This is a genomic window from Pseudoalteromonas sp. SWXJ133, assembly GCF_015864365.1.
GTDB classification, from domain to species: Bacteria; Pseudomonadota; Gammaproteobacteria; order Enterobacterales; family Alteromonadaceae; genus Pseudoalteromonas; species Pseudoalteromonas arctica.
The window spans coordinates 72,216-87,152 of the sequence record NZ_JADYXJ010000021.1 but is presented as its reverse complement, the minus strand read 5'-3'; the positions used below and the strand labels follow the sequence as shown (position 1 = coordinate 87,152).

General features: G+C 37.9%; 15 protein-coding genes and 1 pseudogene. 9 read left to right on the top strand and 7 right to left on the bottom strand.

What is annotated here, in order from left to right; translation table 11 throughout:
* Together I6F40_RS19745 and I6F40_RS14795 are read left to right on the top strand one after the other, a co-directional pair.
* Window positions 1–172, top strand: a pseudogene (locus I6F40_RS19745) (transposase); the annotation flags it as partial.
* A 583-nt stretch (window positions 173–755) separates the two neighbouring features.
* A complete protein-coding gene (locus tag I6F40_RS14795) occupies window positions 756–1,094 on the top strand; it encodes a YkvA family protein (RefSeq protein ID WP_024608283.1) in 339 nt (112 codons plus the stop codon).
* Between the two features lie 700 nt (window positions 1,095–1,794).
* Here the strand turns inward: I6F40_RS14795 and I6F40_RS14790 are convergent.
* Both I6F40_RS14790 and I6F40_RS14785 read right to left on the bottom strand, forming a co-directional pair.
* Window positions 1,795–2,823, bottom strand: a complete 1,029-nt coding sequence (locus I6F40_RS14790; protein ID WP_197193151.1) for a methionine synthase — start codon at window positions 2,821–2,823, stop codon at window positions 1,795–1,797.
* A gap of 78 nt (window positions 2,824–2,901) precedes the next feature.
* Window positions 2,902–3,879 (bottom strand): DUF1852 domain-containing protein, encoded by a 978-nt coding sequence (locus tag I6F40_RS14785; protein WP_197193150.1) that lies wholly within the window; start codon window positions 3,877–3,879, stop codon window positions 2,902–2,904.
* Between the two features lie 613 nt (window positions 3,880–4,492).
* Between I6F40_RS14785 and I6F40_RS14780 the strand changes: the two genes are divergently transcribed.
* The 3 genes from I6F40_RS14780 to I6F40_RS14770 all read left to right on the top strand — a co-directional run bounded on the left by I6F40_RS14780 (window position 4,493) and on the right by I6F40_RS14770 (window position 6,700).
* The gene (locus tag I6F40_RS14780; protein WP_101163867.1) at window positions 4,493–5,242 is read left to right on the top strand and encodes a spermidine synthase; all 750 of its coding nucleotides are present in this window, start codon (window positions 4,493–4,495) and stop codon (window positions 5,240–5,242) included.
* A gap of 135 nt (window positions 5,243–5,377) precedes the next feature.
* Window positions 5,378–6,391 carry a DUF5924 family protein gene (locus I6F40_RS14775; protein WP_197118459.1) on the top strand — a complete coding sequence of 338 codons (1,014 nt, stop codon included), beginning with the start codon at window positions 5,378–5,380 and terminating at the stop codon, window positions 6,389–6,391.
* Between the two features lie 72 nt (window positions 6,392–6,463).
* Window positions 6,464–6,700: a hypothetical protein gene (locus I6F40_RS14770; protein ID WP_197193149.1), complete on the top strand. Its 237-nt coding sequence runs from the start codon at window positions 6,464–6,466 to the stop codon at window positions 6,698–6,700.
* Window positions 6,701–6,875: 175 nt separating this feature from the next.
* Here the strand turns inward: I6F40_RS14770 and I6F40_RS19740 are convergent, their stop codons facing one another.
* Window positions 6,876–7,019, bottom strand: a complete 144-nt coding sequence (locus I6F40_RS19740) for a hypothetical protein (RefSeq protein WP_231609371.1) — start codon at window positions 7,017–7,019, stop codon at window positions 6,876–6,878.
* Between the two features lie 74 nt (window positions 7,020–7,093).
* On the opposite strand from I6F40_RS19740, the gene I6F40_RS14765 reads away from it, so the two are divergent.
* Window positions 7,094–7,897, top strand: coding sequence for a hypothetical protein (locus I6F40_RS14765; protein ID WP_197193148.1), 804 nt, complete (start codon window positions 7,094–7,096; stop codon window positions 7,895–7,897).
* 287 nt (window positions 7,898–8,184) lie between these two features.
* On the opposite strand, the gene I6F40_RS14760 is transcribed toward I6F40_RS14765, so the two are convergent.
* Window positions 8,185–8,490 carry a hypothetical protein gene (locus I6F40_RS14760; RefSeq protein ID WP_149592387.1) on the bottom strand — a complete coding sequence of 102 codons (306 nt, stop codon included), beginning with the start codon at window positions 8,488–8,490 and terminating at the stop codon, window positions 8,185–8,187.
* 7 nt (window positions 8,491–8,497) lie between these two features.
* On the bottom strand, window positions 8,498–9,526 hold the full coding sequence (locus I6F40_RS14755; RefSeq protein WP_197193147.1) for a YHYH protein: 1,029 nt from the start codon (window positions 9,524–9,526) through the stop codon (window positions 8,498–8,500).
* 254 nt (window positions 9,527–9,780) lie between these two features.
* Here I6F40_RS14755 and I6F40_RS14750 point away from each other — a divergent pair, with 254 nt between their 5' ends.
* The 3 genes from I6F40_RS14750 to I6F40_RS14740 all read left to right on the top strand — a co-directional run bounded on the left by I6F40_RS14750 (window position 9,781) and on the right by I6F40_RS14740 (window position 13,174).
* Window positions 9,781–10,440, top strand: coding sequence for an NADPH-dependent FMN reductase (locus I6F40_RS14750; protein ID WP_197193146.1), 660 nt, complete (start codon window positions 9,781–9,783; stop codon window positions 10,438–10,440).
* A gap of 267 nt (window positions 10,441–10,707) precedes the next feature.
* A complete protein-coding gene (locus I6F40_RS14745; protein ID WP_007582766.1) occupies window positions 10,708–11,157 on the top strand; it encodes a hypothetical protein in 450 nt (149 codons plus the stop codon).
* A 199-nt stretch (window positions 11,158–11,356) separates the two neighbouring features.
* The gene (locus I6F40_RS14740; protein ID WP_197193145.1) at window positions 11,357–13,174 is read left to right on the top strand and encodes a protein kinase domain-containing protein; all 1,818 of its coding nucleotides are present in this window, start codon (window positions 11,357–11,359) and stop codon (window positions 13,172–13,174) included.
* 111 nt (window positions 13,175–13,285) lie between these two features.
* Here the strand turns inward: I6F40_RS14740 and I6F40_RS14735 are convergent, their stop codons facing one another.
* Window positions 13,286–13,810, bottom strand: a complete 525-nt coding sequence (locus I6F40_RS14735; RefSeq protein ID WP_197193144.1) for a hypothetical protein — start codon at window positions 13,808–13,810, stop codon at window positions 13,286–13,288.
* Between the two features lie 13 nt (window positions 13,811–13,823).
* A complete protein-coding gene (locus I6F40_RS14730) occupies window positions 13,824–14,831 on the bottom strand; it encodes a YHYH protein (protein WP_197193143.1) in 1,008 nt (335 codons plus the stop codon).
* Between the last annotated feature and the right edge of the window lie 106 nt (window positions 14,832–14,937).

The following is a 14,937-nucleotide window of genomic DNA, read 5'->3' as shown; positions in this document are numbered from 1 at the left end:
TTTGTTAGAAAGGCTTAATATCTCCCCAGAGAACTGGTTAAAACTGACTACGCAATTTACGCGCGTATTTCATGGTGCAGTAGGCAGGCCAGCCTCACAAGCAAGTTACTGTGAAAATTTACAGCGGAAACGGCGATCAAATATTAGCAACTGCGAAAAGCTACTCGCATAATACTTAAGCTACTCAGTAAAACCATTCAGTAAACATTAAAACTGCAATTATGTAGTTATTATCATGCGTGTAATTCAGGTTTTAACGTGCTAATGACTTATTTAATGGATGAAATAAAAGTAACCCAATATTAAAAGATAAATTCTCAACCTAAAAGTGAATAGCCAGATTAAAAATAGAGTGGGTGTCTTGTTTAGTTAGCTGTCTTGTTTAGTTATGATGTTTAGTTATGTTTGGTTAATATAGGCTTGTTTGGTTACTCGTTAAGAGTGAATCCAAACATGGTAGTAAACCTCAACAACTCCTGAAAACAAAGCCTATTAGCATTATGGTTTGCCGTAATAGGAATCGTACTTATGTATTGATCACCAACTGAAAGGTATATTGATCAGTGTGTCCATTTAATTTATGTAATCAACGCCGTATCAGATGATAAAAGTAAACTAACAATACTTGGCTCAAAAGTTGAGACTATAAAAGAGCCTCTTCTAAATTTGATTACTGATGATTAGGACGGCCTGAAAGCGATAAAATCAAGTGCTTAAGTGATAGGGGTTTTCACTCAGAAATGGAGTAATTAAAATTGTCAGATAATAAATTTGAAAAAGAGTTTAGCGAAAATAGTTTTTGGGATAAAACTAAAAACTTTGCAAAGGTTGCAGGAGAAACAGTCCTAGAACCAGCACTAAAGCTATATTACTCAGCTCAAGATTCAGACACACCGACTTGGGCTAAAACTACAGTTTATGGGGGCCTTGGGTATTTTATTTCGCCAATAGACGCGATCCCTGATATTACACCTATCATAGGTTATTCTGATGATCTTGGTGTTTTAGTCGCAGCAATTGCGGCTGTAGCTGCTTATATTAAAAGTGAGCATGCGATAAAAGCAAAAGAAACATTAAAACAATGGTTTGGATAAATAAAACAAGCTGCTTAAACGGATTTTAAACAGTTGGCTGCGCTCTTGCCTAGCACATTGTAACCAACTATTTGTCATCGCTTAGTGAATAAACAAAACACTCATCAACCCATGGCTCGTTATAAGTTTGGTACTTATGTACATCGGTGATGCATCAAAAATAGGGCTAATCAGGCAGCCTCAAAGCAAAGGTCGTTACAGGGTATATGAAGAGTCAGATATTGAGATTCTTGTATTAATTAAATAAGCTAAGCAGTTAGGGATAACATTGTCTAAACTTCAAGGCGTTATAGTTTATACCAATGGTAAGGTTGACTGGTTAAAAAAAATATTTTTAAAATAAATAAAACAGCTCGTATTGTGATCAAAATGGATACTCCACCTTGGTATTATTCTTTATTTCAAGGGGCTCCAGCCATTAAACAGTTAAAGACATGTACACTAGTGTTTGTTGGTTTTCAAAAAGTAAAATGATTGGTTCAATTATAAACTCTACGGAAGAATCTAGAATAAAATGGACTAATGATGTGTCAAAATTTGGGTTTACAGCTAATTAAAATTATAACAACACGCCCTGAGATGGACAGCAAGCATTTAAGCTCACTTTCCACCGCAAGTTTTAACAGTGGTGTTTTCTTACTTTTCAATGCCGTTAGGTAAGTTGATTCATCGTAGGGCGTATTTAGATTTAAACCCGACTTTACTTATTTAGTTCTTTTCTTATAATTTCAGCCCCAGCGCTCAAGGCATTTAGTTTACCTCTGGCTATATGTTGAGGTAGTGGAGCCATGCCGCAGTTGGTACACGGGTAGAGTTTGTCGGCATCTACAAATTGCAGTGCTTTACGCAGCGTATTAGCTACTTCCTCTGGCGTTTCGATAGTGTGGTTTGCTACATCAATTGCGCCTACCATTACTTTTTTACCGCGAATGAGTTCTAGTAAATCCATTGGTACATGGGAGTTATGGCACTCTAATGAGATAATATCGATATTAGATTGCTGAAGCTTAGGGAATGCTTCTTCGTACTGTCGCCATTCGCTTCCTAGTGTTTTTTTCCAATCTGTATTTGCTTTAATGCCGTAGCCATAGCAAATATGCACTGCGGTTTCGCATTTAAGACCTTCAATTGCTCGCTCTAAACAGGCAATTCCCCAGTCGTTTACTTCATCAAAAAATACATTAAACGCGGGCTCATCAAATTGGATGATATCAACGCCTGCGGCTTCTAATTCTTTTGCTTCTTGATTGAGAATTATGGCAAATTCCCACGCTAGTTTTTCGCGGCTTTTATAATGGTCATCGTAAAGCGTGTCGATCATTGTCATTGGGCCTGGCAATGCCCATTTAATAGGTTGTTTGGTTTGCTTGCGTAAAAATTTAGCGTCTTCAACAAACACAGACTTTTGACGGCTAACAGGGCCCACAACTGTAGGTACACTTGCGTCGTATCGGTCACGAATTTTTACTGTTTTGCGCTTTTCAAAATCAACGCCATTTAGGTGCTCTATAAATGTAGTTACAAAATGCTGCCTTGTTTGCTCGCCATCGCTAACAATATCAATGCCTGCTTGTTGCTGGTCGAATAATGACAAGCGTAGGGCGTCGTGTTTGCCCTGGGTTAATTCATAACCTTGTAATTTCCAAGGTGACCAAAGTGTTTCTGGCTCTGCAAGCCATAAAGGCTTAGGTAAACTGCCAGCGGTAGATGTAGGTAGTAATTTTTTCATAATAAATAATGCCGTATATTTTAGTTAATTATTAAACGTAACGTTAAGCGCGTTATTACTGCTTGTTACTATTAGTTGTTATGACAGATAGCTAGTAGAGAATTGCTCAAGAACCGTTTGGTACGGCTTGATAAAATGCTCTTGTGCAAATTTGCCTTGTTCATTTGCTAACTTGCCGCGCTCTTCTCGGTCATACACAATTTGAGTTAATGAGTGGTCCAAGTTTTTTAAGTTTGGTTTATATGATTTACCCGCTGTTGCGTTGGCATTATAAATCTCTGGTCTGTAGATTTTTTGAAACGTTTCCATCGTACTAATGGTGCTTATAAGCTCAAGATTGCTGTAATCATTAAGTAAATCACCAAAGAAAAACAATGCTAAAGGCGCGGCACTATTTGGCGGCATAAAGTAACGCACCTGCAAGCCCATTTTTTTGAAATATTGCTCTGTTAAAGACGATTCATTTGGTTCGTATTCAACGCCAAGTACCGGGTGTTGGTTTTCGGTACGGTTGTAGGTTTTGTTATCTGACACACTTAGGCATATAACCGGCGGTTTTTTAAAGTTTTGTTTGTATGTATCCGAATTCACGAATGACTGAAATAGCTTGCCATGTAAAACCCCAAAGTCATCAGGAATACTAAATTGAGGCTTGCCTTTATTGTGCTCTTGTAGGAGTACGCTAAAGTCGTAGTCGCGCACATACGATGAAAAGTTGTTTCCTACAATGCCTTGAATGCGCTTATTAGTTTTATGGTCAACAATATTTGTTTTTAATATTTCGATTGATGGGAAGCTTTCGCCGCCGTCTTCAATACCTATCTCAACAGAGACAATTTCAAGCTCAACAGCATAACGCTCACCTTTGGTGTTATCCCAATGGGCTAGGGCATTAAAACGGTTGTTAATCATGTTTAAGGCGTTACGCAAGTTTGCTTTGCGGTATTCACCTCTGGCTAAATTAGCAAAGTTGGTTGTGATACGCGTATTAGTTGATGGATGATAATTTTCGTCGAGTGAAACGCTCTTAATATTAAATGTAAAATCTTTTTTCATCGTGTTTATATCCAATTTTATAATTTAAACCTGATTGATGCTCTGCGCTTTATTAGCCTTGCAACTTACTTAGCTGGTTTTGTTATTCAGCGGCTTTAAGTTGTTAGTAATAGTGTTTAGCGCTAAGGGATGAGTAATTTATACGTTGATTGGTATATGAAGAAAAACGGTTTAATTTCACATAAAACATGAGTCATATTCATTAATCATTATTGTTAGATTCGATTACGTAGCAATTGACGAAAAAAAGGCATAAATCGATAAAAATAAAGGATGGGTGTTTAGCCGTTTAGACTTCCCTTGTTTGGGTGTGCACTTTATTCATGTTGAACATGAGGAATATTCAAAGGGGGTTTTTATAGCTATAACAGTACATTAGCCAAATTTTTAGCATGTTGCGTCGTTGTTTATACTAAAAGTCATCACTGGATAAGTTTTAATTAGCTATAAAGGCAAATACTTCAGCTGATCTAACCTAAATGATAAACCGACTTTTTTGAGTACGTGTATAAATGCTATCGATTAATAAAAGTGCTATAAATCATATTAATAGCAATGGGACTACGTTAAGTAAGTTATACTCATTTTTCATCACTTCACCTATTGAGTATTCGTGGATATCAAAGGCACTTGTATTGCATCAACTATTGATGAGCATGGCCCTGTTTATGTATATCAAACAAAAAAGAATCTTATTCTCAGCTTTGACGGAAAAATTTATCAAAGCTGTATTAAATTAAATAATATTAACGGGTTAAGCTTAGCTTATACGCAAGCTATGATGGCTGCGCTTTTTTTTATTCCGCACTTAAAAACCGCGATGATAATGGGACTTGGGGCGGGCTCTATAGCAAAAAGTCTTTATCATGCGTTTCCTGCATTGACTATACATACCGTTGAATACCGAAAAGCCGTTGCTGATATGGCTATAAAATATTTTGAAGTTCCTGTGTCAGAACGTTTGTTTATTCATATTGATGATGCGGCAAACTACATGAAAAACACGCAGATAAAAACGGACGTTATTTTTTCTGATTTATATAGCTCAGAAGGGATGGAATCAGATCAGGTGCAATCATCTTACTTACGCGATTGTAAAAATGCGCTCACTTTTGATGGTGTTTTAGTACTTAATATTTGCCATACCAAAGTTGGGCAAAGGGAAGCGTTTGATCAACTACTTGAGAAAGAATTTGCAGGAAAGATTCTTAGTTTTATTATTGAAGGCGGTAATAAAATTGTGTTCGCTTTTAACAATAAAATGCCTGCACTTAGTGAAGATGAATTACTTGCTAAAGCTCACGCGTTACAAAAATTAATAAACGTACCAATGACGCGCTATGCCGGGCTTTTATTTAATTAAAATGGTTAGTTTGATTTACTGGTAAATGACGCGTTTGAATCCATCCATCTATCTGTTGTTCATTTAAACTTGGTTAAACTAATCATACTCTGAATAAAAATAATAAAGTACGTACCCGTACGGAAACACTCATACATGGATTACTGTAAAAATATAATCGCTAAATTTATAAGCGCGATGCAAAAGCGACCTGGATTGTTGGCTGTGTTGGCATTTTTGTCGGGCGTTGCTAGCTTTGCACTTGTAGATAGAAAAGAGTCTTTTTCGCAAGTTATTGCGATATTTTTGCTTATTAGTTGGTTGTGGCTAATTATTGATAATTGGTTACGTGACAAAGTAGAAGAAAAGTTTGGTGTGGCTGTATCTCCTAATGTAATGCGTTTTGCTCTGCAAATGGTGCAACAAGAAAGCCTATTTTTTGCTTTGCCGTTTTTTTTAGCGGTTACACAGTGGGATCATCCTCAAGCAATTTTTACCTCCCTCATTGTTTTGTGTGCGGTTATATCGGTTATAGACCCCTTTTATTACAAAAAACTTGCTAGAAACCGTACGTTATTTAGTGTGTTTCATAACTTTGCTTTATTCGTTGTTTTACTCGTTACATTACCTATTTTGTTAAACCTTACAACAAGCCAAAGTTTAGCCGCAGCTCTTGTAACGGCTGTAGTGGTTACTCTACCGAGTTTAAACAATTTAATGCCTAATGCACGCTGGTGGCGTTTTCCTATTCTTGTATTGATTTTATGTGCTTTGAGCACTGCTGTGTGGCAATTAAGGAGCTATGTGCCTCCTGCTGCGCTGCGATTAACCGATATTACGTTAGCTCATGAAGTTGATTTACAGCATAAAAAGCCAGTAGGGAGTATTAAACAGTTAGACTCTTATACACTGCACCATCAAGGTTTATATAGTTGGACCGCTGTTAAAGCACCAAGAGGCTTAAATGAAAAAATATTTCATGTGTGGCTTCATAATAAAAAGGAAGTTGATCGGATCACGTTAAATATAAACGGCGGGAGAGAGCTTGGGTACAGAGCATGGACCCACAAGGTAAATTTCCCTAGTGACTCTGTTGGTAAGTGGCAAGTAAAAGTAGTCACCGAATCAGGTCAGTTAATAGGTCTAACGAAATTTACTGTTACACCTTAATTAACTTAGCTGGCTGTATTTTAAACACATAGCTGATATAGTTTTTGTATTCCAAACTAATGGACATAGTTAATGAGTATTGCATTTGAGATTTTTATTTGGTTAATAGTTGAAACTGGCTTGAGCTTTTTATTTTACTCGACCGGCTGGCTGTTATTAAAAGTGGTTACGTTTGGGCAGTATAAAAGCGAGTTTAAGGATTTTGCATCTTATAAAGCGAGTAAAGCTAGAAGAGTCGACTTAATCTTCTTACTCGGTTTTTGTTTTTATGTTGCACTCATTGCCGTTATGGCTTATTTAAGTCACTAAACTGGCCAACAAATTAGGTTAATAATTTTAAGAATAATAAGCAGCTTAATGAGTTATTGCTGCTTATAGTTTTCCCCTTTATCGCACTTTTTTACACTTCCTACTTATACTTTTCCTGTTTTTGTAATAGGGAACACCTCACCGTGAGTACTATAACTATCATTTTACTATTAAATTAAGTACCTGCTAGAGCATTGCTCGGTGCGTATATAGCTTTGGTTTGTTGGTTGAAATCCGAGCTAATTGCAACTTGTAGTTTATGGGTAATACTTAGTAAATACTTCAAATCTAATAAATAAAACAATATATATGCATCCATTTATTGCGCTAACACGTTTTATAACAATACTATGCGCCACTTTTTACCATTTATGATGGTTTTGGACTTAATAAATGACTCACTATTTAAAATATGTATTTGTTATTACGACTCTAGCGGGAGTAAATACAGCTTACGCACAAGCAAAAACACAAGAGCACTATCAAGAGCTTGAAGTGGGCGTAGGCGGAAATATTAAGCATACCAATACTGACGTAAATTATAAAAATAAAGAGTTTGATTTACATATTCACCCATTATGGGAAAGCCGATATGTAACCGAAGGTCGAGATAACCTTGCTGGTAATGGTATTGCATCAATTGCTACTGAGTTTAATTATAAAAACTTTGCGGTGATCCCTTGGGCGGCAAAAGGTATTAGTAGTGATTATTCAGAGCTTAATTTAAATGCTATTTATACCGCTCACTTATCTGAGCGGATAGAGATGTATGTAGGTTATAACTATATTAAAGCTCGTGAAGAAGGCATTGATGCTCACGATAATGAGCTAAGCCTCGACTTTGCGTATTTTTATGCAGACGATATTCAGTTATTAAGTAGTGTTTATCATTCATTTGATGCCAGCGGTACATTTTTGGAGCTGGCAGTAAAAAAAGATTTTTATATTAACGATTTACTATTATTGGATATTCAATCGGGCGTGGGGTTTAATGCGGGGTATGTTAATGATGGGCACAACGGAATTAACAACGTAAAGTTTACTGCAAACTTGTCGTATCAGCTTTTTAATCAGTTAGCCTTATACACGTATACAAGCTATAGCATTGCCGTTAATAAAGATGAAAAACGCTTTGCAGGTGACGAGACACTTCGAAATATATTTTGGGGTGGTGTAGGGCTAAGTTATCAATACTAATCGTAACGGTTTAAATTAATTAGGTGCAGTAAATTTACTGCACCTAATACCAATCCGCAATAATACTTAATCATTTTGCGGGGCTAAACGTGTCGCTACCTGTGTTAAAAAACTTTGATTTACGACTGCATAGATGCAGAAGGTAGAGCAATGCAGGAGCAATTGCCGAGAACAACTAAATAGCGAATTTTTTGCCTAGCTATCAACACGTTTTTCTACCCTCAAAATAGATCACTTAATTAAGCGAATTGGTATAATACAAAACCCACAACTCTTAACTCTTAAAACTACTTATGCTGCTTATTTTGATGTTCGTGGCTGTCATTGCTGTTATTCGTTTTACTTTCTTTGTTATCAACTTTTTGAATGGGTTGATTACGAACACACATTAAGTCATCAGCCATATATTGGCAGCTTCCTATATATAAGTCGTTATGCCCACCCTGATACTGACACGATTGTGACTTTTGCTTTTCAAAGCATGCTTTCACTGCTATTTGATTAAGTGGCTGAGAATGTGCTGCCGCATAAACACTTAAAAGTAATAATGAAGGAGCAAGTAAAACAAACAGTAACTTATATTTAATAGTCATAATTTTCTCAATGCTTTGGTGGTGGTTTATTGCCTGGCGGCGGGCCACCAGCTGCTCTTACAGACTCACCATGAAGGCAGCCAATAAACAAGTTTTCGCTCGGGCTGGCAGCATGATAATGATAGCCTCTGGTTTCATCTGTTATACCACGGCATTCGTCGAGTGACTCTTCATTGCCTTGTGCATCTTTCATTGCGTAAATACCGTAACCGTCAACGGCATAACCTATTAAAGGGGCGTGTCCGTCAGTATTTGGAGCTGAATTGGTACATCCTGTTGTTGAATGATAGTGATAACCTTGGTGCAGGTTAATATGCCCACCGCAGTCGTCAAATGCTGCAATTGTATAACTGCCCAAAATAGCATTTATAGGTGCAGGGCCTGAAAGTTCAGTACCATCAAGCGCTAAGCCCACGGTATGTAATCGGCTGGATTTTTTACTCACTATTGGTGTAGTCGGAATTAAATACGTAAGCGAAAAGTTATCTTCTAAATAAGATAGCTTGCATTCAATACAATTTTGTTTGTATTGTTCTTCTACATCTGGGCGTGCGGCACCTGAGCAAGATTCTTTTGTTGCTGTATAACGAACTTTATTTGTTTTTGCGTCATACAACACCCATTTTTCATCGCCGTAGTATTCATCTAGCTTAAGAATAAAGTCGCCAGTTAAGTCGACTAGCTCTCCTTTACCTTGTTTATCAAACCAAGTACCTGATACATCAGCTCCGTCTGTTGTGCTGCGAGGGCAAAATGGGCCAGGCTCTCTGCCTGCGGGTGCACCTGATGTAGTAAACTCATAACAGGTTGTTTTAGTACCTTGCTGGGTTTCACAATCAACAATTTTAGGCTCTGTAATAAAAGCCCCTTGTTTGAACATAGATAGCTTTATTGATTGATTCGCTTTTTGCGGCTCACTAAGTGGGCTACTGACTTGCTCGGTATTTTTGTTAGTAGATGAGTCGTTGCAGCCACTTAGAGTTAAAGCTGTTGCGGTAACAATGATTGCACATGCGCTATAATTTTTTAAGCCCATTACTTGTATCCTTTTCGGTATAGGTTTTGGCGTACTTATACTGTGGCATATTACTGGCCAAATGTGTAAAAAGTATGCAAGCGAGTGAATTTAACACACGATAAAGTATGTTTAACGGCGCGGTTGTTGCTAAATTTCAGTTTTAAATTTAATTATTATTATGCTTTGAATCAATAAACTATGCGTATGTGTAATACACAATAACTAAAAAATGTTAGTGTTTAGCTATCGTTTAAAAAAGTTGAGAATTACATATGAAGTTTTTAGTATTTTTAGGCACAGTACGCGATAGCACTCCACCAAAACCAGCTCGCTTGGGCTTAAGGGTTTCTAGGGCTTGTATAGAATGCTTAACAGAGCATTTTGGCAGTCATGAGTTTGAGCTAATTGATACGTTGGATTTTCCTAGCGAAAACGTATTTAAACCACATTTTGCATACGCTAAAAGTAATGCACCTACAGAGCTCACTCTTTTAGCTGAAAAAATTAAAGCCGCAGATGGTTATATAATGATTAGCCCTGAGTACAATCACAGCATGAGTCCAGCCCTCGCTGACTTACTTAATCATTTTGGTAGCTCACTATTTTCGTATAAACCAAGTGCAATAGTAACTTACTCAGCAGGACAGTGGGGTGGCGTAAGAGCGGCCATTAGCATGCGTACTTTTTTATCTGAACTTGGCTGTTTGCCGGTATCGGCGATGATCCACGTGCCAAATGCGCAAGATGTGTTTAGTGAGGATGGCAAACCTGTTGCAGGAGAGAGTCAATCATCGTGGTTTAATTATTTCTCACGCACGTTTGGCCAACTAATATGGTGGGCGCAGGCTGCTAAAGAGCATACCGAGGTGGTTGACCCACAAAGTTTGCTAAAAAGCTTTAAAACAGATCCTTTTCAGCGAAATGCGCCTTAATATCCGCTAACTAATTGTTTGGATAGATTATAGAAACATAGCTGCATATAGTGGTATCATTAACGCTACATATTTTTAATAATGCATAATACCAATTCGCAATAATAGTTAATCAATTTAAGAGATTAAATCGCTAACGGCATTAAAAATTTTTGATATAGAACAACTAAATAACGAAATTTTTTCTTTGTTATCAACACGGTTTTCTTGCCTCAAAATAGATCACTTAATTATGCGAATTGGTGTAAGAAACAAGGAAATTGTGTCTTGAAATATCTAGCCTTACTAAGTGTGCTAACGCTTAGTGCATGTAGTTCTGTTCCCCATAAAATTGAAATGAGCCAAAGTACGGCTGCAAATATGAACCTTATCGCTTTAACTGAGCAAAGTGCACCAAAGGGTGTTGCTGGCACTTACCAGTTTCATATTAAAGCGGCGGGAGCTCAGGGGAGTTGGTTGTATTTAAATACAGAAACTGATTATCGCGACAGGCGTTCAATTACGGTATCAATACAGCCTAATGTGGTAGCAGAGCTTCAAAGTAAATACGGACAACCAGCAGACACCTTTTTTATTGATAAAACAATAGAAGTAACAGGCGAAGCTAAACGAGTAACTATCGATTTTATGAGCCGTGGTAGAGTCACTAATAAATATTATTATCAAACGCACATAGCTGTGTCATCAATTAAGCAGCTTCGTGTTATTGAAAGTTAGTAAAAAGCAATGCACTGTATTTATATACAGTGCATTGTAAAAAGCTTGCTTTGAGCTTTAACGTTTACACTTAAATTTACTGTTCTGGCGCTACTTTAGCGCTGTTTTATTCAACGATTTCAAAACTCCTATTTAACCTATTGTAATCTCATTATATAAAACTAATAATTAGTTAGTTTTATAAATTTGAGTACCCGTATTGAAAGCCAAAGAAATCCGCAACTTTTATATCAACGAAGAGCAATCTGTTTATTTGCTTTCGCACCGCGATGCTAAAAAACACCGCCAGTGGCTTAATATTTGTATTAAGCAGTTAACACTGCTGGGCTACAAAAACGTTGAAATGATTGGCTCGGGTGCTTTTGGTTTTGTGTTTGCAGGTGATGACGATAATGGCTTACCTTGGGTATTTAAGTTTTCGCGTATTACGCTTGCCCAAAGTGTACGCGACCGCTTAGAAGACGAAGCGTATATGCTTTCGCAAATTAATAACCCCTTAGTGCCTACCTTTTATGCTTTTGAGCGAATTAAAAAACAAGGGATTTTAATGATGGCGCGCGCCATTGGAGAGGACCTTGAAAAAGTATCGCTTAAAACAGGGCGCTTTAGTGCCGCGCAAATAATGACGCTAGCTGTTAGGTTACGTAATGTGTTGGTTGATTTACGTAGCCATAAAAATGGCGTTAGCCCACAACCTATAGTGCATGGCGATATAAAGCCTTCAAACCTTGTATGGGATGCAAACACTGATGCGCTGTCGTTAGTGGATTGGGGAAGCTCTGTGTATGCACAGCTCGATAGCGATGGTAACCCTGTTGCGAGTAACTTTATGGATTTAATGTCGGGCGATTTAAGTACAACTAATGCGCGTATGGGCGATGTGTACTTTATTGGTGAAGCACAAATGTCGGGGGAGCAGTCATCCCCACGATTTGACGAACAAGGTGTAGCCGCTACGTTGTATGCGCTAGCGTCGGCGCAGTCGTGTCGCTTTGGTGCGCAAGCCATCCCTGCAAGCAGCTTAGGGCTCCCAAAAGAACTGGCTAAAGTGATTGATGGCATGCTATCTAAAAGTAAGGCACAACGTGATGGTGCCGGTGATTACTTTATGCGTAACATTACAACTATGGCTAAAGCGTATTTACCTGAGCTTGATAAAAAACAAAAAAAAGCAGATATCCCTTTTTGGTATGGCAAGGCCGAGCAGCCCGACACGGTGGTATATAGTTCACGAAAACAGTTTTTACGCCAGGCCGATCATAATCAGCAATTACTAGATATAAACGACGCGCAACTTGACCGTTATTATAAAGAGTTTTTGTTTGATACAGGCGATAACGAAAAAGCATTTTTAGCATCAATAAGCCGATTAGCTAAGTACCCTGTTGTTGGTGGGCTTAGTTTTCATTGGAAGGATGAGTCGATGTTTGTTGAATCGTCTTTAATTATGCATGACGAATCATTGGGTGATGCCTTTAGTGATGCAATTAATAACACGGTGATGCTTGCGCAAGCGATTAATCAAAAAGGGTTATTTAAGTGTTGTTTGTTTGATGCCCGTAAAACCATTCAACTAGAGCGAGATGGCACGGGTGCATTTAAGTTTGATAGCCTACCAGAGCTTGAATACGAAGTTGTAAGCATGAAGGCAAACGACATAACCCGCCCACATTCATACTTTGAAGATGGTAAAGACCCTGACGAGCAACTACAGCTACCTAAAAAAGTTATTAAGTGCGTATTTGAGCTTAACCAAATTCATCATACGGGGTGTATTATTTTTGAAGCACTGCCGGATAGAATGAAGATTCACCATTACTACCGCTTACTCGATTCGAGCAAAGAGGTTGAGTTTAAACGTTTGCTAAATAAACTAATGCAATACGCGGTAAATATTACGGACGTTGGTGTTGCGGGCTTTATGAAACTCCCATATAAAAACACCCGTGAGTTTAGTTTATGTGAGCAGCAACAAGAGCATTACTTTCCTAAAAATCCTAAGCTTGTATCTTTATAGAAAGTACTTAAATTAAGAGTGCTGAATGAAAAGACAAAGATAAAAAAAGAGCATAAGTTTGTTTAACTTGTACTCTTTGTCACTTAATTATTAGGTAAGTATTACTAATTATTAAAACACCTTACTAAAGGGTGACGTTGGTGTTAGCTCAAATTGATGAGTAAGTTTTTGCGTTTTATTAATCGCTGTTATTTGATAATGCTGCTTGTGCTCATTGTTACTAAATAGCTTAACGTTAAAGTTAACTTTAGTTAGTTTACTCGCCAGAGAGTAGCGCCCAGTAATGGTTACTTGGTCTATATTGTCGCTTTTATGTGTATGCGACGCTTCTGGGTTTAGCAAAAGTCCGTCAATAATAAATTTATACTGATGATCTGCTAAATAAACGTTCTTTTTAACTCGCTTACTTATTTGTTTTTTATGAGCATTAAACTCAACTATTGATACTTTGCCATCTTTATCTTCATCAACCCCTTTAAAAGCCGACATAGGGATTGAAAGCACAATAAACACGTTACTATCAACAAAATTCAGCGTTCCGTGCTCTGCAACCATTAAATGCGCGTTTGCTAAATTTGGCATAATCAACAAACCCAAAGTAGTCATACTCAGTAGACCTCTTTTTATATAAGGCATAGCTTACTCCTAACTAAACTTCGCCTTTAACACAGCGTTGAAAAAACGGGTAAGTGTCTGTTGCGTAGTAGTGGTATATCCCATCAGGAAACTCAGGCGTTACACCAACGCGGCCATTACATTCATCTAAATCACCAGAGCCTGCTACGTATTCCCAATCTTGTGCAAATGTACCTAATGGGTATATATCGGTAGAAGGGCGGTTTGCGCTTACGGTTGTTATGTGTTGGTAGCTACCGGTCATTGCGGTTAGGGCTGAAGTTGCATCACTTGAGTCTGAATAGCCGTAACGTGCATATATAGGAAAGCCATCTGCTGCCCAGCCTATTAGAGTCATAGTGGTGCTATTGCCACCTCGCATTGCTACAAAGCCTTCTGGCATACCATGATAGTGATATGTGCCATCGGGTTGTACATGTGCATTGTTGTCGTCTGTTCCAAAACTAAACGTGTCTTGGCTTAGGGCTTCTATATTCCAGTTGCCGCTATTGTCGCCTAAATCGCAATCGGTGCCAGAATCATCACAACTTCCGCCTGTGCCTGCGTCTATTTTAATGCCATTAAGTACAACGCCTATCATTCCACGAGGACCACCAAGCATGGTTGCTTGTGTTGTTTCTATAGGCTCAAGTGTGTAGCTTTCATTTACTGATTGCTCAGAAATAGTATTTGGGTTATCAGCATTAGGGAATGTGCCTACTTCGTGATCGGGTATGCCATTAGCTACTAAGTCGCGTGTAGTTCCTGTGCATGACCAATCTGCAGCGCTGGTGGCTTGTACTGACTCTGACTCGTTATATTCACTGTAGCTATATTCACAAAGTACACTTTGGGTTGAACTGCTGGTACCTGTGCCGTTATCTGAAGTGGTTTGTGATGAGCTTTCTGTAGTTGCTGAGCTATCAGCTATGCCTTCTCCACCACCACATGCAACTAACGATGAAACAATTAAAGCAAGAGAAGTGAGCTTTAAAGCATTTATCCTATTTCGATTTTTATTATTAAGTGCGTATTGTTTCATTGCTGCCTACCTGATCAATTAAGTTACTTAAACAATAATCAGCAATTGTGCAAATAGTGTGTAAACAATGATGACAAATTAGCAATTATGTAAATAGACGAAGTAT